The organism is Streptomyces sp. NPDC046859 (genome assembly GCF_040645135.1).
Taxonomy (GTDB): Bacteria; Actinomycetota; Actinomycetes; order Streptomycetales; family Streptomycetaceae; genus Streptomyces.
This window is the reverse complement of record NZ_JBEYXR010000005.1, coordinates 160,000-185,041: the sequence shown is the minus strand read 5'-3', so window position 1 is coordinate 185,041 and position 25,042 is coordinate 160,000. Positions and strand designations below refer to the sequence as shown.

The window sequence follows — 25,042 nt, the reverse complement described above, 5'->3', positions numbered from 1 at the left end:
CGCACATGCTCGCGCACATGCCGAAGGGGCGCCCGGCGGCCGGGCGCCCCTCCCCTGTCTTCCGTACCGGCTAGGCGGACGGCGAGGCGCTCTCCGACGGCTCCTGCGACGGGGTCGGCTCGGGCGACGTCTCGGCGGCGGCGACCTTCAGCTCGACCGTCAGGGTCGCGCCGCCCGCCGTGGCGATCCGCAGCAGGAAGGTGCCGGTGGTGTCGTCGGCGTACAGCTTCGGCAGTTCCAGCAGGCCGTCGGCGTCGGTCTTCAGGCCGGTCAGGGTGCGGACGGGCTTGCCGTCGGCGTCCTTGAAGTAGGGGCCCTTGCCGTTCTCCGCCGGGTCGTCCGCCGCCTTGATCAGGGTGGCGGTGGCCGCGACCTTGTCCGCGACGGCGCCCTTGTAGGTGGCCTTCACCTCGACCCGCTCGGCGAACTCGCCACCGGGCACGCAGGTCAGCGCGGTGTCGCCGGTGCGGGCCAGGGTGTCGGCGGCGCGCTCGGTGACGGTGGCCGTGTAGTCGAGCCCGGGGATCACACGGCCGACGACGGTGGCCCGGACCCTGAACTCGCCGGTGTCCTCGCCCGCCCGGAGCGCCGGCGCCACCGCCTTGCCGAAGCGGTCGGTGAGGACGGCGGCGTACTTCTCGCCGGTGCTGAAGGTGGCGTCGGTGTCCCCGGCGATGGTGAAGCGGACGCGGACCTTGGCGACGGCCTTGCCGGACTCCGTCTCGGCGCGGGCGCTGATCCGCCCGGTGAAGGTGTCGCCCGCCATCGCGGTGAGCTTCGCCGTACCGGCGTCCTCCAGGTGGTCCACCGTGTCGGTGGGGGTGGGCGGCGTGCTGGGCGGCGGGGTCGGCCTGGGGCTGCCGGAACCACCGCCGTCGCCCGGCTCGGAACCCCCGGGCTTCGGCGGCGTCGTGGGCTGCGCCGGGGACGGGGGGCTGGACGGCGTCGAGGGCGAGGCGGGCTGCGAAGGCGACGGCGTCGGGTTGGCGTCCGCCGCGTCGTCGCTGCGGTCGGAAGGGAGGGTGCCCGTGCCGTCCGGGATCTCGTGGGTGCCCTTGCGGTAGTAGTCCAGCCACCTGCGGACGAGCTGGAGGTAGTCCTGGGAGTTGTTGTAGCTCAGGATGGCGCGGTCGAGGTCGCCCGCCGTGGACAGGTCCCAGCCGAAGCGGCACAGGTAGTGACCGGCGGCGAGGGCGGCGTCGTAGACGTTGTTGGGGTCCTTGCGGCCGTCGCCGTTGCCGTCGCGGCCCGCCCACGCCCAGGTGGAGGGGATGAACTGCATGGGGCCGACGGCACGGTCGTAGCGGCTGTCGCCGTCGTAGGCGCCGCCGTCGGTGTCGCTGATGTTCGCGAAGCCGACGCCGTTGAGCTGCGGGCCGAGGATCTTGGACAGGGTGGTGCCGTTCGCGTCGACCCGGCCGCCGCGCGCCTGGCCCGACTCGACCTTGCCGATGGCGGCGAGGAGCTCCCAGGGCAGGTTGCAGCCCGGCTTGGACGCCCGCAGCGCGGCCGCCGCCTTCTTGTAGGCGTCGAGGACCGTGGCCGGTATGCCCGCCTCACCGGCCGCCGGGGTGACCGTGGTGCCCGCCGACGGGGCCGGGTTGGGGCTGTTGAGCGGCGGAAGGTCCGTGTAGTACGGCGAGTTGCCGGTCGCGCTGTCGGCGGCGGGGGCGTCCGGGGACGGCTGGGTGCCGGTGGTCACCTGTCTGCCGGCGCCGTCGGTCGTCACTCCCGGAGCCTGGGACGCGGCCAGCGCCGCGACCACGACCGCGGCGACCGTGGTGTTCACCGCCCCCTTGCGGAGCCTGCCGAATTCCGCCGCCATGTGGTGGACCCCTCCCGTGGACGCCCTGACGTCCGTGTCGGCCTGCCGGACCCGCCGTGCCGGGCCCGTCCCTGTAGTGACGATCGACCCGCCACGACAGTTGCCCTCACGGCGGGGATTGCGTCGCCGTTCATCTGTTCGTTCGCGGGTCCTGGCACTGTGACCCAGGCGACCCTACGACAACTTCCCTTGCACGCACACCCGTTGCCGCCCGATATTTCCCGGTTGGCCACACGCCGTCCTCCGGCCGGGCCGTCCCGCATACTGGCTTCGCCGACGAGGGGGGCCGGACGGGTCCCGTCAAGACCGCATCCGAGGAGCCCTGTTGCCGTTCACGCTCAGCCACGCGGCCGCCGTCCTGCCCGCCCTGCGCACCGGGGGAACCGGCCGGGCCGGACTCGTGCCGGCGGTCCTGGTGGCCGGTTCCTTCGCTCCCGACATGACCTACTACGCGGCGAGTGTCCTGTCCGGGGCCATGGAGTTCGGGGACGTCACGCACTCCGTGCCGGGTGTCCTCACCGTCGACGTCGTCATCGCCTGGGCGCTGGTGGGGGTGTGGCTGCTGCTGCGCGAGCCGCTGGTGGCGCTGCTGCCGGCCCGGCTCCAGTCGCGGCCGGCCGCGCTGCTGCGGTGCGGGGCGCCTCGCGCGCGGGTGACTCCGGCGCTCGCCGGGCGCTGGTACGTCTCCGCCGTCCTGGGCGGGCTCACCCATGTGGTGTGGGACGCGTTCACCCATCTCGACCGCTGGGGGATGCGGTTGTTCCCGGTGCTCGGTGAGGAGGTCGCGGGGTCGCCGCTGTACTGGTACCTGCAGTACGGGGGGTCGGCGGTCGCGGCGGTCGTCATCGCCGTGTTCGTGTCGGTGGCGCTGCGGCGCGCGCGGGTGGCGGGGCCGGGGAGTCCCGTGCCGGGGGTGCCGGTGCTGTCCGTGCGGGACCGGTGGTGGGCCGTGCTGGTCGTCGGCGGGTGCGCGGCGGTGGCGGCGTTCCAGCGGGCGTCCCGCTGGTGGGAGTACTGGGGAGCCACCGCCAAGTACTGGGAGCTGATCCCGACCCTGTGCTTCGGCGCGGGCGCCGGACTCGTCGTGGGGCTCCTGCTGTACGGCGCCGCCGTCAGGCTGTGGCGTCCGGTCCCGGTCCCTGGCAGTGCGGGGACGGGTGGTGCCGAGCGGGAACGGAGCCGGCCGGGGGTGCGGTGACGTCGTCCGTGCCGGTGCCGGTCGCCGTGCCGGCGGCTTCGGGGGTGCCGGTTCCCGTGCTCGCCTCGAAGACCGTCACCCCGTGGTGTGGGCGGCAGCGGGGGATCAGGGTGCGGGCCATGGCCGCGTAGGAGCGGGCGAGTTCGGTCCAGGCGCGGAGCCGTCGGATCAGACGCCGGCGGGCGGCCGTCACGGTGCGCCGTACGGTGCCGATGAGTTCGGCGGGGATGCGGGCGGTGCTCGCATCGGGGGCGAGTGCGGGGGCCTGCGGCGGTGTGGGGGGCGGGGGACGGTCGGCGTGCGCCGGTGCCCTGGCCGTCCGGCGGTTGAGCGTGCGTATACCCATGTCGGCATCCTTACGGGCGGGGAGTGCCGGGGGCGTTTTGGCGGGGGCCACGTGGGTGACCAGTCCCTGCGGGGCTGGGCGGGGGGCGCCTCTTCGTGTGCCGGGGGCGGTGTGTTTCGCGGGTGCGGGCGCGTGGGGGCTGAGCGCGCAGTTCCCCGCGCCCCTCAGGGGGTGGTCCCGCTCGGTAAGTCGCGTGCGGGCCGTGGGGGCTGGGCGCGCAGTTCCCCGCGCCCCTCGGGGGTGGTGCTGCCCCGTGTGTCGCGTGTGGGCGCAGTTCCCCGCGCCCCGGAGGGGGCGGGCCTTCGGCACGCCGGGCCGGTGGGGGGCCGGTCCGGCGTGCTTTCGTGCTGTCTGCCGGAGGCGTCAGTGGGCCGCGGACTCCCAGTCGGGGCCCACGCCCACCGAGACACCCAGGGGGACCCTCAGGTGGACCGCGTTCGACATTTCGCGGCGGACCAGTTCCTCCGCCGCCTCACGCTCGCCCGGGGCGATCTCCAGGACGATTTCGTCGTGGACCTGGAGGAGCATGCGGGAGGCGAGGCCGGACTCGCGCAGGGCCCGGTCCACGTTGAGCATGGCGATCTTGACGATGTCGGCCGCCGTGCCCTGGATCGGCGCGTTCAGGGCCATGCGCTCGGCCGCCTCGCGGCGCTGGCGGTTGTCGCTGTTGAGGTCGGGCAGATAGCGGCGGCGGCCGAAGAGGGTCGCCGTGTACCCGGTGGCCCGTGCCTCGTCGACCGCGCGGCGCAGGTAGTCGCGGACGCCGCCGAACCGCTCGAAGTAGGCGTCCATCAGGGTGCGCGCCTCGGCCGCCTCGATGTTCAGCTGCTGGGAGAGGCCGAAGGCCGACAGCCCGTACGCCAGGCCGTACGACATCGCCTTGATCTTGCGGCGCATCTCCGCGTCCACGGCGGACGGCTCCACCCCGAAGACCTGGGAGGCGGCCGTGGTGTGCAGGTCCTCGCCGGAGGTGAACGCCTCGATCAGGCCCTCGTCCTCGGACAGGTGGGCCATCACGCGCAGCTCGATCTGGCTGTAGTCCGCGGTCATCAGGGACTCGAAGCCCTCGCCGACGACGAAGCCCCGGCGGATCGCGCGGCCCTCGTCGGTACGGACCGGGATGTTCTGCAGGTTGGGGTCCGTGGAGGAGAGGCGGCCGGTGGCGGCGACGGTCTGGTTGAACGTGGTGTGGATCCGGCCGTCCGTGGCGATCGTCTTGATCAGGCCCTCGACCGTGACCCGCAGCTTCGCCTGCTCACGGTGGCGGAGCATGATCACCGGCAGTTCGTTGTCCGTCTGGCCGGCGAGCCAGGCCAGGGCGTCGGCGTCGGTGGTGTAGCCGGTCTTGGTCTTCTTCGTCCTGGGCAGCGCCAGCTCGCCGAAGAGGACCTCCTGGAGCTGCTTGGGCGAGCCCAGGTTGAACTCGTGCCCGGCCGCGGCGTGCGCCTCCTTCACGGCCTGCTGCACGGCGCCCGCGAACAGCTGCTCCATCGCCTCCAGGTGGGCCCGGTCCGCGGCGATGCCGTGCCGCTCCATGCGCGCGAGCAGGGCGGAGGTCGGCAGCTCCATGTCCCGCAGCAGCTCGGCGGCGCCGACCTCCCGCAGCCGGCCCTCGAAGGCCTCGCCCAGGTCGAGGACGGTACGGGCCTGGACCATGAGCGCCTCGGCCTCGGCGCCCTCGTCCGCCCCGAAGGCGAGCTGGCCGTCGGCGGTGGCGGCGGGCGCCAGCTCGCGGTGCAGGTACTCCAGGGACAGCGCGTCCAGGTCGAAGGAGCGGCGGCCCGGCTTGACCAGGTAGGCGGCGAGCGCGGTGTCCATGCGGACGCCCTCGATGCTCCAGCCGTGCTCGGCGAAGACCCGCATGGCGCCCTTGGCGTTGTGGAAGACCTTGGGCCGCTCGGCGTCCGCGAGCCACCCGGCGAACGCCCGCTCGTCGGCCTCGTCGAGCTGCGAGGGGTCGAACCAGGCCGCCGCGCCGCTGTCCGCGGCCAGCGCGACCTCGGCGACCGAGCCGGCGCCGAGGGCCCAGGTGTCGACGGTGGCCACGCCGAGCGCCCCGCCGGCGTGCTCCGCCAGCCAGGGAGCCAGCTCGCCGGTGCCGAGGACGGCGCCGTCCAGGGCGACGCCCTCGGTGGAGATCGGGGTGGTCTCGGCCTCCTCGGCGCCCGGGTCGACGCCGAAGAGCCGCTCGCGCAGCGACGGGTTCCGGATCTCCAGGGTGTCCAGGATCATCGCGACGGCCTTGCGGTCGTACGGCTCGCGCGCGAGGTCGGTGACGGCCTTCGGCAGCTCGACCTGCCGCTCCAGCTCGGTGAGGCGGCGGTTGAGCTTGACGGCCTCCAGGTGCTCGCGGAGGTTCTGCCCGGCCTTGCCCTTGACCTCCTCGACGCGCTCGACCAGCTCCGCGAAGGAACCGAACTGGTTGATCCACTTCGCGGCGGTTTTCTCGCCGACGCCGGGGATGCCCGGCAGGTTGTCGGACGGGTCGCCGCGCAGGGCCGCGAAGTCGGGGTACTGGGCGGGGGTGAGGCCGTACTTCTCGACGACCTTCTCCGGGGTGAACCGGGTCAGCTCGGAGACGCCCTTGGTGGGGTACAGCACGGTGGTGTGCTCGCTGACCAGCTGGAACGAGTCACGGTCGCCGGTGACGATCAGCACCTCGAAACCGGCGGCCTCGGCCTGGGTGGCGAGCGTGGCGATCACGTCGTCGGCCTCGAAGCCCTCGACGGCGAACCGGGAGACGCGCATCGCGTCCAGCAGCTCGCCGATCAGCTCGACCTGGCCCTTGAACTCGTCCGGGGTCTTGGAGCGGTTCGCCTTGTACTCCGTGAACTCCTGGGAGCGCCACGTCTTGCGGGAGACGTCGAACGCCACCGCGAAGTGGGTGGGCGTCTCGTCACGCAGCGTGTTCGCCAGCATCGACGCGAAGCCGTAGATCGCGTTCGTCGGCTGGCCCGTCGCCGTCGTGAAGTTCTCCGCGGGCAGCGCGAAGAAGGCCCGGTAGGCCAGCGAGTGCCCGTCCATGAGCATCAGGCGGGGCCGGTCGCCGCCGGGGGTGCTGTCGGTCTGCTTCGATGCTGTCTCTGCCACGTCCCCGATCCTGCCACGCCGCACTGACAGCCGGGCCCCGCCGGGGTGCCGTCCGAGCGGCCCCGATGGTGTCCGAGGCCCGAACACCCGCTCCCCGCAGGGCCGGTTCCGCGTGCGAGGATCAGAGACGTACCTCACACGTGTACCCGAAGGAGAGCGCGCGATGGCCAGCAAGCCGCCCACGGATGATCCGGTCCAGGACGCGCCCGAGGTCGCCGAGCCGCAGCACGCGGCGGCGGGGCTGCCCGCCGTCGGCCACACCCTGCGGGTCGCCCAGCGCCAGATGGGGATCAGGCGCACCGCGCTGACCCTGCTGCGGGTCAACCAGAAGGACGGCTTCGACTGCCCGGGGTGCGCCTGGCCCGAGCCGGAGCACCGGCACACGGCGGAGTTCTGCGAGAACGGCGCGAAGGCGGTCGCCGAGGAGGCCACCCTGCGCCGGGTCACCCCGGAGTTCTTCGCGGCGCACCCCGTGGCCGACCTGGCGACGCGCAGCGGCTACTGGCTCGGGCAGCAGGGGCGGCTCACCCACCCCGTGTACCTGCCGGAGGGCGGCACCCACTACGAGCCGGTGACCTGGGAGCGGGCCTTCGACATCGTCGCCGAGGAGATCGCCGCGCTCGGTTCGCCCGACGAGGCCGTCTTCTACACGTCGGGCCGCACCAGCAATGAGGCGGCCTTCCTCTACCAGCTCTTCGCCCGCGAGCTCGGCACGAACAACCTGCCGGACTGCTCGAACATGTGCCACGAGTCGTCCGGGTCCGCGCTGTCGGAGACGATCGGCGTCGGCAAGGGCAGCGTCCTGCTGGACGACCTGTACAAGGCCGAGCTGATCATCGTCGCCGGGCAGAACCCGGGGACGAACCATCCGCGGATGCTCTCCGCCCTGGAGAAGGCGAAGGCGAACGGCGCCCGGATCATCACCGTCAACCCGCTGCCCGAGGCCGGTCTGGAGCGGTTCAAGAACCCGCAGACCGCGCAGGGCATGCTCAGGGGCGCGGCGCTCACCGATCTGTTCCTGCAGATCCGCATCGGCGGCGACCAGGCGCTGTTCCGGCTGCTGAACAAGCTGATCCTGGAGACCGAGGGCGCCGTCGACGAGGACTTCGTCCGCGACCACACGCACGGCTTCGAGGAGTTCGCCGAGGCCGCCCGCGCCGCCGACCGGGACGAGACGCTGGCGGCGACAGGCCTCGCGCCTGAGGACGTCGACAGGGCGCTGGAGATGGTGCTGGCCTCGCGGCGCACGGTGGTGTGCTGGGCGATGGGCCTGACGCAGCACAAGCACTCGGTGCCGACGATCCGGGAGGTCGTCAACTTCCTTCTGCTGCGCGGCGACATCGGCCGTCCCGGCTCGGGCGTGTGCCCGGTGCGCGGCCACTCCAATGTGCAGGGCGACCGCACGATGGGCATCTTCGAGCGGCCCGCGCCCGCCTTCCTGGACGCCCTGGAGCGGGAGTTCGGGTTCGCGCCGCCGCGTGCGCACGGCCTGGACGTCGTACGGGCCATCCGGGCGCTGCGCGACGGCGAGGCGAAGGTGTTCTTCGCGATGGGCGGCAACTTCGTGGCGGCCACGCCGGACACGGCCGTCACCGAGGCGGCCGTGCGGCGGGCCCGGCTGACGGTGCACGTGTCGACGAAGCTGAACCGCAGTCACGCGGTGACGGGCGCGCGGGCGCTGATCCTGCCGACGCTGGGCCGTACCGAGCGCGATCTGCAGGGCGGCGGCGAGCAGTTCGTCACCGTCGAGGACTCCATGGGCATGGTGCACGCCTCCCGGGGGCGCCTGGAGCCGGCGAGCGGTCATCTGCTGTCGGAGCCGGCGATCGTGTGCCGGCTGGCCCGCCGGGTGCTGGGCGAGCAGAGCCGTACGCCCTGGGAGGAGTTCGAGAAGGACTACGCGACGATCCGGGACCGCATCGCCCGGGTCGTCCCCGGCTTCGAGGACTTCAACGCGCGCGTGGCGCGTCCCGGCGGCTTCACGCTGCCGCACGCCCCGCGCGACGAGCGGCGCTTCCCTACGGCGACCGGCAAGGCCAACTTCACGGCGGCTCCGGTGGAGTACCCGGAGGTCCCCGAGGGGCGGCTGCTGCTGCAGACACTGCGGTCGCACGACCAGTACAACACCACGATCTACGGCCTGGACGACCGCTACCGGGGCATCCGCAACGGCCGCCGGGTGGTGCTGGTCAACCCGGAGGACGCGCGGCGCCTCGGGGTCGCCGACGGTTCGTACGTCGATCTGGTCGGCGAGTGGAAGGACGGCGTCGAGCGGCGCGCGCCCGGTTTCCGGGTGGTGTCCTACCCGACGGCGCGGGGCTGCGCGGCCGCCTACTACCCGGAGACCAACGTGCTGGTGCCGCTGGACGCCACCGCCGACATCAGCAATACACCGGCCAGCAAGTCCGTGATCGTGCGTCTGGAACAATCGGCGACCGACTGAGCGTTTGCTCAGGCGTTGTCACCCCGGTGACGACCGCCGACAGACCGCTGATCACACACACCGGGTGATCACGACGAACGGAGCCTGGCCCATGGGCGAGCAGCAGCACGTGACATTCCCGCAGGAGGTCATCGACGAGTACGCCGCGCTCGGCGTCGATCTCCAGGCCCTGTTCTCGGCCGGGCACCTCGGCAATCGCATGGGCGTCGAGATCGTGGAGGCGTCCGCCGAGCGGGTCGTCGGGACGATGCCGGTGGAGGGGAACACCCAGCCGTACGGGCTGCTGCACGGCGGCGCGTCCGCGGTGCTCGCCGAGACGCTCGGCTCGGTGGGGTCCATGCTGCACGGCGGCACCTCCAAGATCGCGGTGGGGGTGGACCTCAACTGCACCCACCACCGGGGCGCCCGCTCCGGACTGGTGACCGGTGTCGCCACGCCGCTGCACCGGGGCCGCTCGACGGCGACGTACGAGATCGTGATCAGCGACGAGCAGGGGCGGCGGGTGTGCACCGCGCGGCTGACCTGCATGCTGCGGGACGTGAACCCCAGTGACGCGGAGCGGGTCCGCCCGACTGGCTGACGGCGGGTCAACTCTCGTTTCCCACCCCGCCGTTGATCCCGGCCCTGTGGCGGCATACGGTCGGGGCATGACCAAGGCAGGGGTGCGCCGGAAGGGGGCCGCGCTCGGATTGGCCCTGCTGGCCGCCTGCTCGGCGGGCGGCTGCGGGGGCCCGGGCGCGGACCTCTCGCCGACCGCCGCGCCGGCGAGCCGCGGCTCCCCCTCCCCCACGGCGACTTCACCGGCCCGGCTGTGCACGCGGATCATCACGTACTGGTCGCACCGGGCGCTGAGCGGCGACACCTACGGCGACTACCAGTCGATGGGGCTGTCCGACGGGCAGTACGAGATCCTCCGCACGGTGGTGGACGCCGCCCGCGCCGAACGCGAACGCACCGGTGACGAGGGGGCCGGCCGGCTCATCGACCGCCGCGCGCGCACGGCCTGCGAGAAGCGGTACCGAAACGGCGGACCCACCGGAGGCCCATGGGGCTGAGGCGCGACATCAGAAATTCCACTTTCGTGCCCTCTACACGAATATGGGGAGGCGCGCCGGACGTCTTTCACCCGCGTAACTCTGCGTAATACGGCTGCAATAAACGGCGCCCCCTCTCCCCCGGCGCGACGCTTTGCCACGGAGCCCCGCGAGACCCCCGGCAGCCTTCGACAACGAATGCCGTCATCACCAAAACCCGTGAACACTAGTGAAGAAGCTACGCGCGAACGCTGCGGATTCTCACTATGTGGACAGGGCGAATCGGCCGGAAATCCGCTCTTCCCCCCACGCAGTACCGCTCAGGGATACCGCGTGTCATAACAAGAGCGTCACAGCCTTGGTCAGAGCCTCCTCCATGTTCCCCACCCGCGCTTAGAGTCACGGCCAGTCACCGAGCCATCGGATTCGAAGTCACTTCGTCCCCAGCGCTCGACTCGGCGCGTTCCACGGGGAACCGCCGTGCCAGGGAAAGGACCTGATTCGTGCGTCAACGTTCGATCATCGCCATTACCGCCGCGCTCGCGGCGGGATCGCTGACACTCACGGCTTGTGGGTCGCGTGACGACGACGGCGGCAGCAGCAACGGCGACAAGACCACAGTTGTGATCGGCCTCGACGCCCCGCTGACCGGCGACCTCTCCGCGCTCGGCCTCGGCATGAAGAACTCCGCCGACCTGGCCGCCAAGACGGCCAACAAGAAGGAGTTCGTCAAGGGCGTCGAGTTCAAGATCGAGGCCCTGGACGACCAGGCCCAGCCCCAGGTCGGCCAGCAGAACGCCCAGAAGTTCATCAGCAACAAGGACGTCCTCGGCGTCGTCGGCCCGCTGAACTCCAGCGTCTCGCAGCAGATGCAGAAGCCGTTCAGCGACGCCGGCCTGACCCAGGTCTCCCCGGCCAACACCGGCACCGAGCTGACCCAGGGCGACGGCTGGAAGACCGGCGACTCGGTCCGCCAGTTCAAGACGTTCTTCCGCACCGCCACCACGGACGAGATCCAGGGTGCCTTCGCCGCGGACTACCTGTACAACAAGGCGAAGCTCAAGAAGGTCTACCTGATCGACGACCAGAAGACCTACGGCGCCGGCCTCGCCGCGTCCTTCAAGGCGAACTTCGCCAAGTTCGGCGGCAAGATCGTGGGCACCGACCACATCAACCCCGACGACCGTGACTTCAACGCCGTGGTCGCCAAGATCAAGAAGACCGGCGCCCAGGCCCTGTACTACGGCGGCGAGTACCCGGCCGCCGGCCCGCTGAGCCAGCAGCTCAAGGACAGCGGCCAGAACATCCCGCTCATGGGCGGCGACGGCATCTACTCCGGCGAGTTCCCGAAGCTGAACAAGAAGGCCGAGGGCGACCTCGCGACCTCCGTCGGCCGGCCCGTCGAGCAGCTCCCCTCCGCCAAGACCTTCATCGCGGACTACAAGGCCGCGGGCTACGAGGACGACTACGAGGCCTACGGCGGCCTCACCTACGACGCCACCTGGGCCATCATCGAGGCCGTCAAGCTGGCCGTCGAGGGCAACGACGGCAAGGTCCCGTCCGACGGCCGCAAGACGGTCCTGGACGCCATGGCCAAGGTCAAGTTCGACGGCGTCACCGGCACCATCTCGTTCGACGAGTTCGGTGACACCACGAACCACACCATGACCGCGTACAAGGTCAAGGACAACGCCTGGGCGCCCGAGTTCAGCGGCGAGCCCAAGCTCGGCTGACGAAGGACGAGTCAGAGAACCCATCCTCCTCACACATTGATCCAGGCCGCGCGGGAAGCGCCCACCAGCGCTCCCCGCGCGGCGCCATATCCGAACCACTCCACGGAGGCCCTGCGGTGCACGAACTGCCGCAACAGCTGGCCAATGGACTCATCCTCGGCGCGATGTACGGACTCATCGCGATCGGCTACACGATGGTCTACGGCATCGTCCAGCTCATCAACTTCGCCCACGGCGAGATCTTCATGGTCGGGGGCTTCGGGGCCCTCACCATCTGGATGGTCCTCCCCGACGGCTTCGGCCTCGGGGCGGCGATCCCCCTCATGATCATCGGCGGCATCCTCGTCTCGGTCGCCGTCGGCACCGCGGCGGAACGGTTCGCCTACCGTCCCCTGCGCACCGCACCCCGCCTGGCGCCCCTCATCACCGCGATCGGCCTGTCCATCGTCCTCCAGCAGGCCGTATGGATGTGGTTCCCCGACGCGAAGAAGGACGTCCCCTTCCCCCGCTTCCAGGGCGACCCCGTCGAGATCCTCGGCGCCAACATCCAGCGCGGCGACATCTTCGTCCTCATAGCCGCCCCGCTCTGCATGATCGCCCTCGGCCTGTTCGTCAACAAGACGCGCTCCGGCCGCGGCATGCAGGCCACCGCCCAGGACCCCGACACCGCCAAGCTCATGGGCATCAACACCGACCGCATCATCGTCATGGCCTTCGCCATCGGTGCCGCGTTCGCCGCCGTCGCGGCCGTCGCCTACGGCCTGAAGAACGGCCAGGTCGGCTTCCGCATGGGCTTCCTGATGGGCCTCAAGGCCTTCACCGCCGCCGTCCTCGGCGGCATCGGCAACATCTACGGCGCCATGCTCGGCGGCCTCGTCCTCGGCGTCGCCGAGTCCCTCGCCACCGGCTACATCGGCGAGATCCCCGGCATGGACCTCTTCGGCGGCGGCGCCTGGAAGGACGTGTGGGCGTTCAGCCTCCTCATCCTCGTCCTGCTGTTCAGGCCACAGGGCCTGCTCGGCGAACGCGTCGCGGATCGGGCGTGATACCCATGACCACCGACATCCCCATGGACAAGACCACCGACGACACCACCAAGGTGTCCACCCCCGCAGCCACCCCGATCATCCCGCTGCCGCACGCCGCGGCCCGCGGACTGACGGTCGCCGGCTCCGCACTCGCCCTCATCGGCACCTTCCTCGCCTGGACCTGGACCGACGAGTTCCCGGGCAACCTGACCGTCACCGGCTACCCCGGCGGCCTCCAGGTCCTCACCCTCGTCGGCTCCCTGCTCACCCTCCTGTTCGCCCTCGCCGGCTACGGCATCCGCGGACTGGGCTGGCTCACCCCCGGCGGCAAGAACAGCCCCGTCCTGCTCGCCGCCCTCGGCGTGCTCGGCGTCACCGGCTACGCCATGGGCGCCATCGCGCAGGAACTCGGCGGCCTCGTCAACCTGGAACCCGGCGCCTGGGTCTCCGGCCTCGGCGCCCTCATCGCCGTCATCGGCGCCCTCGGCCTCCCCGTCGACCAGCCCTACGACGCCGGCGACCCCGACCCCCACCTCTGGGGCCGCGTCCGCCACGCACTCACCTCCCCCGAGCCCGGCCGCGCCAAGGAACTCCCCTCCTGGCTCGAGATCCTGATCATCGCCGCAGGCTTCGGCGTCGGCCTGTACGTCTTCGCGTACGGCATCAGCACCGAGTACTCCGAGCTGTTCATCGGCTTCCTCATCCTCGCGGCCTTCGGCTTCACCGCCGTCACCCGCGCCGGACTGCTGAAGCGGCTCTCCGCACTCACCGCCAAGCACCGCAACGTCACCCTCGCGGCGGCGTTCGCCGCGGCGATCTGCTTCCCCTTCACCCAGACCAACGACCAGTTCGCCCTCATCGGCGCGAACATCCTGATCTTCGCCACGGTCGCCCTGGGCCTCAACGTCGTCGTCGGCCTCGCCGGCCTCCTCGACCTCGGCTACGTCGCCTTCCTCGGCGTCGGCGCCTACGCCGCCGCCCTGGTCTCCGGCTCCCCGTCGTCGACCATCGGCGTCACCTTCCCGTTCTGGGCCGCCGTCCTCACCGGCGCCATCGCCTCGCTGATCTTCGGCGTCGTCATCGGCGCACCGACCCTGCGACTGCGCGGCGACTACCTCGCCATCGTGACGCTCGGCTTCGGTGAGATCTTCCGCATCACCATGAACAACCTGAACGGCAACAGCGGACCGGACGTCACCAACGGCTCCAACGGCATCCCGCAGATCCCCGACCTGGAGATCTTCGGCTTCAACCTCGGAGTCCCCCACGACGTCCTCGGCCACGAGCTCACCCGCTCGGCCAACTACTACCTGATGATGCTGCTGTTCACAGCCATCGTCGTGCTGGTCTTCCGCCGCTCCGCGGAATCCCGCATCGGCCGCGCCTGGGTCGCCATCCGCGAGGACGAGACCGCCGCCACCGCCATGGGCATCAACGGCTTCCGCCTGAAGCTGCTCGCCTTCGCCCTCGGCGCCTGCCTCGCCGGCCTCGCCGGCACCGTCCAGGCCCACGTCTCCTACAGCGTCACCCCCGAGCAGTACCAGTTCGCCGGCTCCGTGCCGCCGAACTCGGCCTTCCTGCTCGCCGCCGTCATCCTCGGCGGCATGGGCACCATCAGCGGACCGCTGATCGGCGCCGCGCTGCTCTACCTGATCCCGGCCAAGCTCCAGTTCATGGCCGAGTACCAGCTGCTGCTCTTCGGTATCGCCCTGATGCTCCTGATGCGCTTCCGCCCCGAGGGCCTGGTCGCCGACCGCAGGAAGCAGCTCGAATTCCACGAGACCGGACAGCTCGACGTACCGGAGGACAAGCCATTGCCCGAAGGCGCGACCGGCGTCGCCAAGGCAGGGGCGTGACCGCCATGACCACCACCACGACCGCACCCACCACCACGGTGCTCGACGCCAGCGGCGTCACCATGCGCTTCGGCGGCCTCACCGCCGTCCGCGACGTCGACCTCACCGTCAACACCGGCGAGATCGTCGGCCTCATCGGCCCCAACGGCGCCGGCAAGACGACCTTCTTCAACTGCCTCACCGGCCTCTACGTCCCCACCGAGGGCAAAGTCGCCTACAAAGGCACCGTCCTGCCGCCCAAGCCCCACCTGGTCACCCAGGCCGGCATCGCCCGGACCTTCCAGAACATCCGGCTCTTCGCCAACATGACCGTTCTGGAGAACGTCCTCGTCGGACGGCACACCCGCACCAAGGAAGGCCTCTGGTCCGCCCTGCTGCGCCTGCCCGGCTTCAAGAAGGCCGAAGAGGCCTCCCGCGAACGGGCCATGGAACTCCTGGAGTTCACCGGCCTCGCCGCCAAGGCCGACCACCTCGCCCGCAACCTGCCCTACGGCGAACAGCGCAAGCTGGAGATCGCCCGGGCCCTCGCGAGCGAACCCGGCCTGCTCCTCCTCGACGAACCCACCGCCGGCATGAACCCCCAGGAGACCCGCGCGGCCGAAGAACTCATCTTCGCCATCCGGGACCAGGGCATCGCCGTCCTCGTCATCGAGCACGACATCCGGTTCATCATGAACCTCTGCGACCGGGTCGCCGTGCTCGTCCAGGGCGAGAAGATCGTCGAAGGACCCGCCGAGGTCGTCCAGGCCGACGAGCGCGTCATCGCCGCCTACCTCGGCGAGCCCTTCGAGGGCGCGCCCGGTGCCGCCGAGGCCGCCGAGGTCGAGGCCGCGGAGGGCGACGCGCACAGCACCACGGAAGGGGACGACAAGTGACCGCACTGCTCGAGGTCGAGGACCTCAGAGTCGCCTACGGCAAGATCGAGGCCGTCAAGGGCATCTCGTTCAAGGTCGAAGCAGGCGAGGTCGTCACCCTCATCGGCACCAACGGCGCCGGGAAGACCACCACCCTGCGCACCCTCTCGGGACTCCTCCAGCCCCTGTCCGGCGACATCAAGTTCGACGGCAAGTCGCTGAAGAAGATCCCCGCCCACAAGGTCGTCTCGCTGGGACTCGCCCACTCCCCCGAGGGGCGGCACATCTTCCCCCGCATGACGATCGAGGACAACCTCCGCCTCGGCGCCTTCCTGCGCAACGACAAGGACGGCATCGAGAAGGACATCCAGCGCGCCTACGACCTCTTCCCCATCCTCGGGGAACGCCGCAAGCAGGCCGCGGGCACCCTCTCCGGCGGCGAGCAGCAGATGCTCGCCATGGGGCGGGCGCTGATGTCCCGGCCGAAGCTGCTCATGCTCGACGAGCCCAGCATGGGCCTCTCGCCGATCATGATGCAGAAGATCATGGCGACCATCCAGGAGCTCAAGGCGTCGGGCACCACCATCCTGCTCATCGAGCAGAACGCCCAGGCCGCGCTCTCCCTGGCCGACCACGGCCACGTCATGGAGGTCGGCAAGATCGTCCTCTCCGGCTCCGGGCAGGACCTCCTGCACGACGAGTCGGTCCGCAAGGCGTACCTCGGCGAGGACTGACGCCCCACGGCAGAGGCCCGTGCCCCCCGGTCAGGGGCACGGGCCTCACGCTTGCCCGGGAAGGTCAGCCCTTGGCGGCCTTCTTCTCCTCGGCGTCCTGGATCACGGCCTCGGCGACCTGCTGCATCGACATCCGGCGGTCCATCGACGTCTTCTGGATCCAGCGGAACGCGGCCGGCTCGGTCAGCCCGTACTGCGTCTGCAGGACGGACTTCGCCCGGTCCACGAGCTTGCGGGTCTCCAGGCGCTGGCTGAGGTCCGCGACCTCCTTCTCCAGCTCCTTCAGCTCCGTGAACCGCGAGACGGCCATCTCGATCGCCGGGACGACGTCGCTCTTGCTGAACGGCTTGACCAGGTACGCCATGGCACCGGCGTCGCGGGCGCGCTCCACGAGGTCGCGCTGCGAGAACGCCGTCAGCATCAGCACCGGGGCGATGCTCTCCTCGGCGATCTTCTCGGCCGCCGAGATGCCGTCGAGCTTCGGCATCTTCACGTCGAGGATCACGAGGTCCGGCCGGTGCTCGCGCGCCAGCTCGACGGCCTGCTCACCGTCACCGGCCTCACCGACGACGGTGTACCCCTCCTCCTCGAGCATCTCTTTGAGGTCGAGCCGGATCAGGGCCTCGTCCTCGGCGATGACGACACGGGTCGTCAGCGGAGGCACGTGCGACTTGTCGTCGTCGGGCGCGTCCACGGGCTGGGGCGACTCGGGGGCGGTCACGGGGGCTCCTTGTTGCGGGCCGGGCAGGTGCTGCTGCTTACGCAGCCTACCTAGAGGCGGGGAAGTGCGGTGACCCGGTATGCTTTCGCGCAGCCATACTCGCCGGGTTGGCGCAACTGGTTGACGCGGAGGTCTCAAACACCTCTGTCCGCAAGGACGTGTGGGTTCGAATCCCATACCCGGCACCGTGGAAAAGCGGATGTTCCCGTTCTCGTGAACATCCGCTTTTCGCTGCGTGTCGTCACAATCCGTGACGCAGGGTGCTCGCATGAACGGTCACGGCACAGACGTACGAGACAAAGCCCTCACTCTTCTGCGCGCCGGTGCGAGAAACGCGGACGTGGCTCGTCACCTCGCGATCGCGCCCGGCACGATCAGCTACTGGAAGCACCTGGACCGCGCGCAACGCGGTGAGTGTCCCGGTCGGCGCGATCCGAAGTGCCCTCCGTGCGACGGCCGGGATCTTGACAAGCCCAGCTACAGCTACCTGCTCGGCCTTTATCTAGGCGACGGGCACATCAGCCACTACTCCGCGCATCGCGTCCCGAACCTCATGATCAGCTGCGACGAGTCCTGGCCGGGCCTGATGGACGACTGCGAGAAGGCCATGCGTGCCGTGTTCCCCGACAACGCCGTCTGCCGGGTCCGCAGGACCGGCTGCCGGAATGTGAAGGTCTACTCGAAGCACCTCCCCTGCCTGTTCCCGCAGCACGGCCCCGGCAAGAAGCACGAGCGAACCATCGTCCTCGAACCCTGGCAGCAGGAAATCGTCGACGCTCACCCTTGGGAATTCATCCGCGGCCTCATCCACTCCGACGGATGCCGTATCACCAACTGGACGACGCGCATGGTCGGCGGTGAGCGCAAGCGGTACGAGTATCCGCGCTATCTCCTGGCCAACAGGTCGGACGACATCCGCAGGCTCTTCACCGACACGCTCGACAAGCTCGGCGTGCGGTGGACCACCCTCGCACGCGGCAGCGACCCGTTCACCGTCTCCATCGCCCGCAAGGCGTCAGTCACCCTCATGGACGTCCACGTCGGCCCCAAGTACTGACCTGACCGTCAGTGCGGGGTGTCGTCCTCACCGATGTGGTGGACGCGGACCAGGTTGGTCGAGCCCGACACCCCGGGCGGCGAGCCTGCGGTGATGACGACCGTGTCGCCCTTCTTGCAGCGGCCGTACCGCAACAGCAGTTCGTCCACCTGGTCGACCATCGCGTCCGTGGAGTCCGCGTGCGGCCCGAGGAACGTCTCCACGCCCCAGGTCAGGTTCAGCTGCGACCGGGTGGCCGGCTCGGGGGTGAAGGCGAGGAGGGGGATCGGCGAGCGGTAGCGGGAGAGGCGGCGGGCGGTGTCACCGGACTGGGTGAAGGCGACGAGGAAGCGGGCGCCGAGGAAGTCGCCGATCTCGGCGGCCGCGCGGGCGACCGCGCCGCCCTGGGTGCGGGGCTTGTTGTGTTCGGTCAGCGGGGGCAGCCCCTGGGCGAGGAGGTCCTCCTCGGCCGCTTCGACGATCCTCGCCATGGTGCGGACGGTCTCGACGGGGTATTTGCCGACGCTGGTCTCGCCGGAGAGCATCACGGCGTCGGTGCCGTCGATGACGGCGTTGGCCACGTCGGACGCCTCGGCGCGGGTGGGCCGGGAGTGGTCGATCATGGAGTCGAGCATCTGGGTGGCCACGATGACGGGCTTGGCGTTGCGCCGGGCCAGTTTGATCGCGCGCTTCTGGACGATCGGCACCTGTTCGAGCGGCATCTCCACGCCGAGGTCGCCGCGGGCGACCATGATGCCGTCGAAGGCGGCCACGATGTCGTCGAGGGCGTCGACGGCCTGGGGTTTCTCGATCTTGGCGATGACGGGGAGGCGGCGGCCCTCCTCGTCCATGATGCGGTGGACGTCGTCGATGTCGCGGCCGGAGCGGACGAAGGACAGGGCGATGACGTCGAAGCCGGTGCGCAGGGCCCAGCGCAGGTCGTCCTCGTCCTTGTCGGAGAGGGCGGGGACGGAGACGGCGACGCCGGGGAGGTTGAGGCCCTTGTGGTCGGAGACGATGCCGCCTTCGACGACGGTGGTGCGGACGCGGGGGCCGTCGACGGCGGTGACTTCGAGGCAGACCTTGCCGTCGTCGACGAGGATGCGTTCGCCGGGGGTGACGTCGGCGGCGAGGCCGGCGTAGGTGGTGGCGCACTGGTGGCGGTCGCCTTCGGCGTCCGGGTCGACGGTGAGGGTGAAGGTGTCGCCGCGTTCGAGGAGTACGGGTCCTTCGGTGAAGCGGCCGAGCCGGATCTTCGGGCCTTGAAGGTCGGCGAGGAGGCCGACGCTGTGCCCGGTCTCGTCGGACGCCTTGCGGACCTGCTGGTAGCGCTCCTCGTGTTCGGCGTGGGTGCCGTGGCTGAGGTTGAACCGGGCGACGTCCATTCCGGCCTCGACCAGTTCCCTTATACGGTCGTAGGTGTCGGTGGCGGGGCCCAGGGTGCAGACGATCTTGGCTCGGCGCATGGTTCGACTCTATGACTTACCGGTGGGTAGTGAATTGGCCGCGGGTGACGAGTCAACGACCCTTGTATGAAGGGTTATTGACAAGAGTTGAATTGTGCGGCGGGGTGCTCCGATGAGCAATTCCGGGGCACCCCATCGGGGGATATGGGGAATGCGCGGGGTCTCACAGCCGGGGCGGGGTCATGGTGAACCGGGCGTCGACCTGGGCGATGACGTGCTGTCGCTGGGGTTCGAGGTCGAGGGGTGCGGCGGGGGCGTCCTCGGCGGCTCCGTAGGCCAGGGAGCGGGTGCGGCCGCCGCGGGGTGGTGCGGGGCTGTCGGAGCCGGTGTCGGCGAGTTCGACGAGGGCGGCGAGGCTGGCCCCGAGGGCTTCGGCGTATTCGCGGGCGCGTTGGACGGCCTCGCGGACGGCGTGCTGCCGGGCCTGGCGGTGGGCGGGTGAGCCGGGGCGCAGGGCCCACCAGGGGCCGTCGACGCGGGTGAGGTCCAAGTCGGCCAGTCGGGTGGTGAGTTCGCCGAGGGCGGTGAAGTCGGTGAGGTCGGCGGTGAGGTGGACGCTGCCGTGGTAGGCGTGGACGCGTTCGCCGCGGCCTTTGTCCTTCAGTTCGGGGCTGAGGGAGAGGGCGCCGGTCTCCAGGCGTTCGACGGCGTCGCCGTAGCTCTTGACGAGGTCGAGGACGGTGGCGTTGCGCCGGGTGAGGTCGTCGAGGGCGGTGCGGCGGTCCTTGCCGCGGGAGGTGACGGTGACGCCGATGCGGGCGATCTCGGGGTCGACTTCGAGGTGGGCCTCGCCGCGGACGGCGAGGCGGGGGGCGTCGGGGGTTCCGTAGGGAAGGGCGGGTTGGGGGTCCTCTGAAGGGGTGGCCATACGTCCCACTCTGTCATCGCTTGCTCGGTTACGGGCCCGGCGGGTCATCAATTCGAAACCTGTGAGGGCTGTTGCCGGATGCGGTGCTCAGGTCAGAATCTACGCGCGTTGTTGGCCCTTTCTCCCGGGGAGATGCACTCATGCCGTTGGACCGCCGGAAGTTCCTGAAGAAGTCGGCCGTGACCGGAGCGGGAGTGGCGGTGGCCGGCGCGGTGGGCGCCCCGGCGGCCCAGGCCGCGCAGCCGGCGCAGGCGAAGGGGCCGAAGGAGAAGCGGTACGCGCTGAGCGTGCTGGGCACGACGGACCTGCACGGCAACGTCTTCAACTGGGACTACTTCAAGGACGCGGAGTACTCCGACACCGCGGGCAACGCGAGGGGCCTGTCGCGGGTCTCGACGCTGGTCGACCAGGTCCGCAAGGAGAAGGTGCGCGGCAACACGCTCCTCATCGACGCGGGTGACACGATCCAGGGCACCCCGCTGACGTACTACTACGCGAAGGTGGACCCGATCACCGCGAAGGGCGGCCCGGTCCACCCGATGGCGGCGGCGATGAACGCGATCGGGTACGACGCGGTGGCCCTCGGCAATCACGAGTTCAACTACGGCATCGAGACGCTGCGCAAGTTCGAGTCCCAGTGCGACTTCCCGCTGCTGGGCGCGAACGCGCTGGACGCGAAGACGCTGAAGCCCGCCTTTCCGCCGTACTTCATCAAGAAGTTCCCTGTGCCGGGTGCGCCGCCGGTGAAGGTGGCGGTGCTGGGTCTGACGAACCCGGGCATCGCGATCTGGGACAAGGCGTACGTCGAGGGCAAGCTGGTGTTCCCGGGTCTGGAGGAGCAGGCGGCGAAGTGGGTGCCGAGGCTGCGGTCGATGGGCGCGGACGTGGTCGTGGTGTCGGCGCACTCGGGTGCGTCGGGCACGTCGTCGTACGGTGACCAGCTGCCGTACGTGGAGAACTCGGCGGCGCTGGTGGCGCGGCAGGTGCCGGGGATCGACGCGATCCTCGTGGGGCACGCGCACACGGAGATCGCTGAGCTGCGGGTCACGAACGAGAAGACGGGCCGGACGGTCGTGCTGTCGGAGCCGCTGTGCTACGCGCAGCGGCTGTCGGTGTTCGACTTCGAGCTGGTCTTCGAGCGGGGCTGCTGGAAGGTCGAGTCGGTCAAGGCGTCCCTGCGGGACTCGAGGACGGTTGCGGACGACCCGCGGATCACCCGGCTGCTGAAGGACGACCACGACCTGGTCGTGGAGTACGTCAACCAGGTCGTCGGCTCGGCGACCGAGACGCTGACGACGGTGGACGCCCGGTACAAGGACGCCCCGATCATCGATCTGATCACCAGGGTCCAGGAGGACGTGGTGAGGGCGGCGCTGGCGGGTACGGAGTACGCCGCGTTGCCGGTGATCTCGCAGGCGTCGCCGTTCTCGCGGACGTCGGAGATCCCGGCCGGTGACGTGACGATCCGGGATCTGTCGAGCCTGTACGTGTACGACAACACGCTGGTCGCGAAGTTGATGACGGGCGCGCAGGTCAGGGCGTACCTGGAGTTCTCGGCGGAGTACTTCGTGCAGACGGCGGTGGGTGCGCCGGTGGACGTGGCGAAGCTGACGAACGCGAACAACCGGCCGGACTACAACTACGACTACGTGTCGGGGCTGTCGTACGACATCGACATCGCGCAGCCGGCCGGGAAGCGGATCGGGAACCTGTCGTACCAGGGTGCGCCGCTGGACGACGCGCAGAAGTTCGTGTTCGCGGTGAACAACTACCGGGCCAACGGTGGCGGGGCGTTCCCGCATGTGGCGTCGGCCCAGGAGCTGTGGTCGGAGTCGACGGAGATCCGGACCCGGATCGCGGAGTGGGTGACCGCGAAGGGTGTGCTGGACCCGAAGGACTTCGCGTCGGTGGACTGGAAGCTGACCCGTGAGGGCACTCCGGTGTTCTGACGGCGGCTCTCAGGAGCCCCGGATCCCGTCGGTGAGCGGTGTCAGTGCCTCGGGGCGCCGTGCTCGCGGGATCCGGGGCTCCTGCTGTTCCAGGCCGAAGGTGGTGAAGGCGGTCCGGCTGGGCAGCGGGTAGGTCTCCTTGCCGGTCACGGAGTTGAGGATGGTGGCGCTGCGCCAGGCGGCGAGTCCTAGGTCGGGGGTGCCGACGCCGTGGGTGTGGCGTTCGGCGTTCTGGACGTAGACGTGGCAGCCGGAGCCGGTGACGGACGGGTCCATGACGAGGCGGTAGGCGTCGTCGACGCGGGGGCGTTCCTGGCCGTCGCGGCGCAGGTGGGGGTCGAGGCCGGCGAGGAGGCGGTTCAGGGGGCGTTCGCGGTAGCCGGTGGCGAGGACGACGGCGTCGGTGGTGAGGCGGGTGCGGGCGTTCTGGTCGGGGTGCTCCAGATGGAGTTCGATCTTGGTGGTGGCGAGGCGTCCGGCGGTGCGGACGGCGACGCCGGGGGTGAGGACGGTGTCGGGCCAGCCGCCGTCCAGGGTGCGGCGGTAGAGCTCGTCGTGGATGGCGGCGAGGGTGTCGGCGTCGATTCCTTTGTGGAGCTGCCACTGGGAGGCGACGAGCCGGTCGCGGACGGGTTCGGCGAGGCTCTGGAAGTAGCGGGTGTAGTCGGGGGTGAAGTGCTCCAGGCCGAGCTTGGAGTACTCCATGGGGGCGAAGGACTCGGTGCGGCCGAGCCAGTGGAGCCGTTCGCGTCCGGCGGGCCGCCGGCGGAGCAGGTCGAGGAAGATCTCGGCGCCCGACTGTCCGGAGCCGACGACGGTGATGTGGTCGGCGGCGAGCAGGGTGTCGCGGTGGGTGAGGTAGTCGGCGGCGTGGACGACGGGGGCGCCGGGGGCGTCGACGAGGGGTCTGAGCGCGTCGGGGACGTCGGGTTCGGTGCCGATGCCGACGACGATGTTGCGGGCGTAGGTGCGGCTGAGTTCCTCGGTGCCGCCGTCGGGGTCGCGCCGGATGTGGTCGACCTCGAAGACTTCGCGTTCGGGGTTGAAGCGGACGGCGTCGACGTGGTGGCCGAAGTGCAGTCCGGGGAGGTTCTCGCTGACCCAGCGGCAGTAGGCGTCGTACTCGGCGCGCTGGATGTGGAAGCGCTCGGCGAAGTAGAAGGGGAAGAGCCGGTCGCGGGTGCGCAGGTGGTTGAGGAACGACCAGGGGCTGGCGGGGTCGACGAGGGTGACGAGGTCGGCGAGGAAGGGGACCTGGATGCGGGCGCCGTCGAGGAGGAGTCCGGGGTGCCAGGAGAAGGCGGGGCGCTGTTCGTAGAAGACGGCGTCGACTTCGGCGAGGGGGTGGGCGAGGGCGGCCAGGGAGAGGTTGAAGGGTCCGATGCCGATGCCGACGAGGTCGCGGGGGGCGTCGGGGGCGGGGCGCCGGGGCTGGGACTGCGGGGTCATCCGGGGGTGTTTCCTTCCACCAGTTTCAGGAGGGCGGCCAGATCGTCGGGGCGGGCCCGCGGGTTGAGCAGGGTGGCTTTGAGCCAGAGGCGCCCGTCGGCGTGGGAGCGGCCGAGGACGGCCCGGCCGTCGGTGAGGAGCCGGCGGCGTACGGCGGCGACGGCGGTGTCCGTGGCGTGCGCGGGCCGGAACAGGACCGTGCTGATGGTGGGCCGGTCGTAGAGGTCGAAGCCGGGGTGGTGGGCGACGAGGTCGGCGAGGTCGGCGGCGCGGTCGCAGACCTGGTCGACGAGCCGGCCGAGCCCGTCGCGGCCGAGGGTGGCGAGGGTGGCGGCGATCTTGAGGACGTCGGGCCGGCGGCTGGTCCGCGGGGAGCGGCCGAGCAGGTCGGGCAGGCCGGCGTCGGTGTCGTCGTCGGCGTTGAGGTAGTCGGCGCGGTGGTGCAGCGCGGCCAGGTCGGCGGGGTCGCGGGCGGTGAGGAGTCCGGCGGCGACGGGCTGCCAGCCGAGTTTGTGCAGGTCGAGGGTGACGGTGTGGGCGGCGTCGAGGCCGGTGAGCCGGTGGCGGTGGCGGTCGCTGAACAGCAGGCCCCCGCCGTAGGCGGCGTCGATGTGGAGGCGGGCGCCGTGGGCGGCGCACCGGGCGGCGATCTCGGGGAGCGGGTCGATCAGTCCGGCGTCGGTGGTTCCGGCGGTGGCGGCGACGAGGTGGGGGCCGGGGAGCCGGGTGAGGGCTTCGTCGAGGGCGGCGGGGTCGAGGACGCCGGCGGGTGCGGGGACGGTGACGGGTTCGGGGAGTCCGAGCAGCCAGGCGGCGCGGGGCAGGGAGTGGTGGGCGTTGGCGCCGTGCAGGAGGCGCACGCCGGTGCCCTGGGTCTCGCGGGCGAGGAGGACGGCGAGTTGGTTGGACTCGGTGCCGCCGGTGGTCACGAGGGCGTCGGGGGCCGCGGGCGGGGGGTGGATCTCGTCGGCGAGGGCGCGGGTGACGAGGGCTTCCAGGGCGGAGGCGGCCGGGGCCTGGTCCCAGGAGTCCAGGGAGGGGTTGAGGGCGCTCGCGGCGAGGTCGGCGGCGACGGCCACGGCGAGGGGCGGGCAGTGCAGGTGGGCGGCGCACAGCGGGTCGGCGGGGTCGGCGGAGCCTTCGGCGAGGGTGTGCACGAGGCGCTGGAGGGCGTCGGGGTCGCCGCGCTCGGGCAGGACGTCGGGGAGGGCGGCCCGGACGCGGGCGGTGACGGCCCGGGGGCCGCCGGCGGGCAGGGGGCCGCCGCGGGCGCGGGTGCCCGTGTCGAGCGCGGTGAGCACGGTGTCGAGCAACGGCCGCAGGGCTGGGGGGCCTTCGGGGCCTGAGGCGAGCGGTGAGGGCGTGCTCATCGTGTCCTCCCGGGCGCGCTGGACGAGAAGGACCTCCAGCTT

The 25,042-nt window shown here is 70.9% G+C and carries 19 protein-coding genes and 1 tRNA gene; 12 read left to right on the top strand and 8 right to left on the bottom strand.

The annotated features are described in order from the left end of the window. Window positions 1–70 precede the first annotated feature (70 nt). Window positions 71–1,825: a lytic transglycosylase domain-containing protein gene (locus ABZ899_RS09135; protein ID WP_361342962.1), complete on the bottom strand. Its 1,755-nt coding sequence runs from the start codon at window positions 1,823–1,825 to the stop codon at window positions 71–73. A gap of 325 nt (window positions 1,826–2,150) precedes the next feature. Here ABZ899_RS09135 and ABZ899_RS09130 point away from each other — a divergent pair, with 325 nt between their 5' ends. Continuing rightward, window positions 2,151–3,023: a DUF4184 family protein gene (locus ABZ899_RS09130; protein ID WP_361342959.1), complete on the top strand. Its 873-nt coding sequence runs from the start codon at window positions 2,151–2,153 to the stop codon at window positions 3,021–3,023. Here ABZ899_RS09130 and ABZ899_RS09125 read toward each other — a convergent pair. Beyond that, window positions 2,938–3,369 carry a hypothetical protein gene (locus ABZ899_RS09125; RefSeq protein ID WP_361342957.1) on the bottom strand — a complete coding sequence of 144 codons (432 nt, stop codon included), beginning with the start codon at window positions 3,367–3,369 and terminating at the stop codon, window positions 2,938–2,940. The genes ABZ899_RS09130 and ABZ899_RS09125 overlap by 86 nt on opposite strands. A 363-nt stretch (window positions 3,370–3,732) precedes the next feature. Next, window positions 3,733–6,459, bottom strand: coding sequence for a DNA polymerase I (polA, locus tag ABZ899_RS09120; RefSeq protein WP_361342954.1), 2,727 nt, complete (start codon window positions 6,457–6,459; stop codon window positions 3,733–3,735). A gap of 163 nt (window positions 6,460–6,622) precedes the next feature. Here polA and ABZ899_RS09115 point away from each other — a divergent pair, with 163 nt between their 5' ends. The 8 genes from ABZ899_RS09115 (at window position 6,623) to ABZ899_RS09080 (ending at window position 16,141) form a co-directional block, all read left to right on the top strand. After that, window positions 6,623–8,902 carry an FdhF/YdeP family oxidoreductase gene (locus ABZ899_RS09115; protein WP_361342951.1) on the top strand — a complete coding sequence of 760 codons (2,280 nt, stop codon included), beginning with the start codon at window positions 6,623–6,625 and terminating at the stop codon, window positions 8,900–8,902. A gap of 91 nt (window positions 8,903–8,993) precedes the next feature. Further along, window positions 8,994–9,482, top strand: a complete 489-nt coding sequence (locus ABZ899_RS09110; RefSeq protein WP_361343560.1) for a hotdog fold thioesterase — start codon at window positions 8,994–8,996, stop codon at window positions 9,480–9,482. Window positions 9,483–9,549: 67 nt separating this feature from the next. Continuing rightward, on the top strand, window positions 9,550–9,957 hold the full coding sequence (locus tag ABZ899_RS09105; RefSeq protein WP_361342949.1) for a hypothetical protein: 408 nt from the start codon (window positions 9,550–9,552) through the stop codon (window positions 9,955–9,957). A gap of 497 nt (window positions 9,958–10,454) precedes the next feature. Beyond that, window positions 10,455–11,669, top strand: a complete 1,215-nt coding sequence (locus ABZ899_RS09100; protein ID WP_361343558.1) for a branched-chain amino acid ABC transporter substrate-binding protein — start codon at window positions 10,455–10,457, stop codon at window positions 11,667–11,669. A gap of 116 nt (window positions 11,670–11,785) precedes the next feature. Then, a complete protein-coding gene (locus ABZ899_RS09095) occupies window positions 11,786–12,715 on the top strand; it encodes a branched-chain amino acid ABC transporter permease (RefSeq protein WP_210982676.1) in 930 nt (309 codons plus the stop codon). Window positions 12,716–12,738: 23 nt separating this feature from the next. Continuing rightward, complete coding sequence (locus ABZ899_RS09090; RefSeq protein WP_361343556.1) at window positions 12,739–14,553, top strand: branched-chain amino acid ABC transporter permease; 1,815 nt, start codon at window positions 12,739–12,741, stop codon at window positions 14,551–14,553. A gap of 5 nt (window positions 14,554–14,558) precedes the next feature. Beyond that, window positions 14,559–15,428, top strand: coding sequence for an ABC transporter ATP-binding protein (locus ABZ899_RS09085; protein ID WP_361342946.1), 870 nt, complete (start codon window positions 14,559–14,561; stop codon window positions 15,426–15,428). Beyond that, entirely contained in the window at window positions 15,425–16,141 is a 717-nt protein-coding gene (locus ABZ899_RS09080) for an ABC transporter ATP-binding protein (RefSeq protein ID WP_151783523.1), read from the top strand. Before ABZ899_RS09085 ends, ABZ899_RS09080 begins: the two co-directional genes overlap by 4 nt. Window positions 16,142–16,205: 64 nt before the next feature. On the opposite strand, the gene ABZ899_RS09075 is transcribed toward ABZ899_RS09080, so the two are convergent. Continuing rightward, window positions 16,206–16,862, bottom strand: coding sequence for a response regulator (locus tag ABZ899_RS09075; protein WP_055621537.1), 657 nt, complete (start codon window positions 16,860–16,862; stop codon window positions 16,206–16,208). Between the two features lie 101 nt (window positions 16,863–16,963). On the opposite strand from ABZ899_RS09075, the gene ABZ899_RS09070 reads away from it, so the two are divergent. Together ABZ899_RS09070 and ABZ899_RS09065 are read left to right on the top strand one after the other, a co-directional pair. Then, window positions 16,964–17,047: transfer RNA gene (locus ABZ899_RS09070), tRNA-Leu, on the top strand. Window positions 17,048–17,130: 83 nt separating this feature from the next. Then, window positions 17,131–17,919, top strand: coding sequence for a helix-turn-helix domain-containing protein (locus ABZ899_RS09065; protein ID WP_361342942.1), 789 nt, complete (start codon window positions 17,131–17,133; stop codon window positions 17,917–17,919). A gap of 8 nt (window positions 17,920–17,927) precedes the next feature. Here ABZ899_RS09065 and pyk read toward each other — a convergent pair whose 3' ends face one another. Then, window positions 17,928–19,364: a pyruvate kinase gene (gene pyk, locus ABZ899_RS09060; RefSeq protein WP_361342939.1), complete on the bottom strand. Its 1,437-nt coding sequence runs from the start codon at window positions 19,362–19,364 to the stop codon at window positions 17,928–17,930. A 163-nt stretch (window positions 19,365–19,527) separates the two neighbouring features. Further along, window positions 19,528–20,232, bottom strand: coding sequence for an SIMPL domain-containing protein (locus ABZ899_RS09055; RefSeq protein WP_361342936.1), 705 nt, complete (start codon window positions 20,230–20,232; stop codon window positions 19,528–19,530). Between the two features lie 140 nt (window positions 20,233–20,372). On the opposite strand from ABZ899_RS09055, the gene ABZ899_RS09050 reads away from it, so the two are divergent. Then, complete coding sequence (locus tag ABZ899_RS09050) at window positions 20,373–22,181, top strand: 5'-nucleotidase C-terminal domain-containing protein (protein ID WP_361342933.1); 1,809 nt, start codon at window positions 20,373–20,375, stop codon at window positions 22,179–22,181. Window positions 22,182–22,190: 9 nt separating this feature from the next. Here ABZ899_RS09050 and ABZ899_RS09045 read toward each other — a convergent pair whose 3' ends face one another. Next, complete coding sequence (locus ABZ899_RS09045) at window positions 22,191–23,630, bottom strand: SidA/IucD/PvdA family monooxygenase (RefSeq protein WP_361342930.1); 1,440 nt, start codon at window positions 23,628–23,630, stop codon at window positions 22,191–22,193. Next, complete coding sequence (locus tag ABZ899_RS09040; RefSeq protein WP_361342927.1) at window positions 23,627–25,000, bottom strand: aminotransferase class V-fold PLP-dependent enzyme; 1,374 nt, start codon at window positions 24,998–25,000, stop codon at window positions 23,627–23,629. Before ABZ899_RS09040 ends, ABZ899_RS09045 begins: the two co-directional genes overlap by 4 nt. Window positions 25,001–25,042 lie beyond the last annotated feature (42 nt).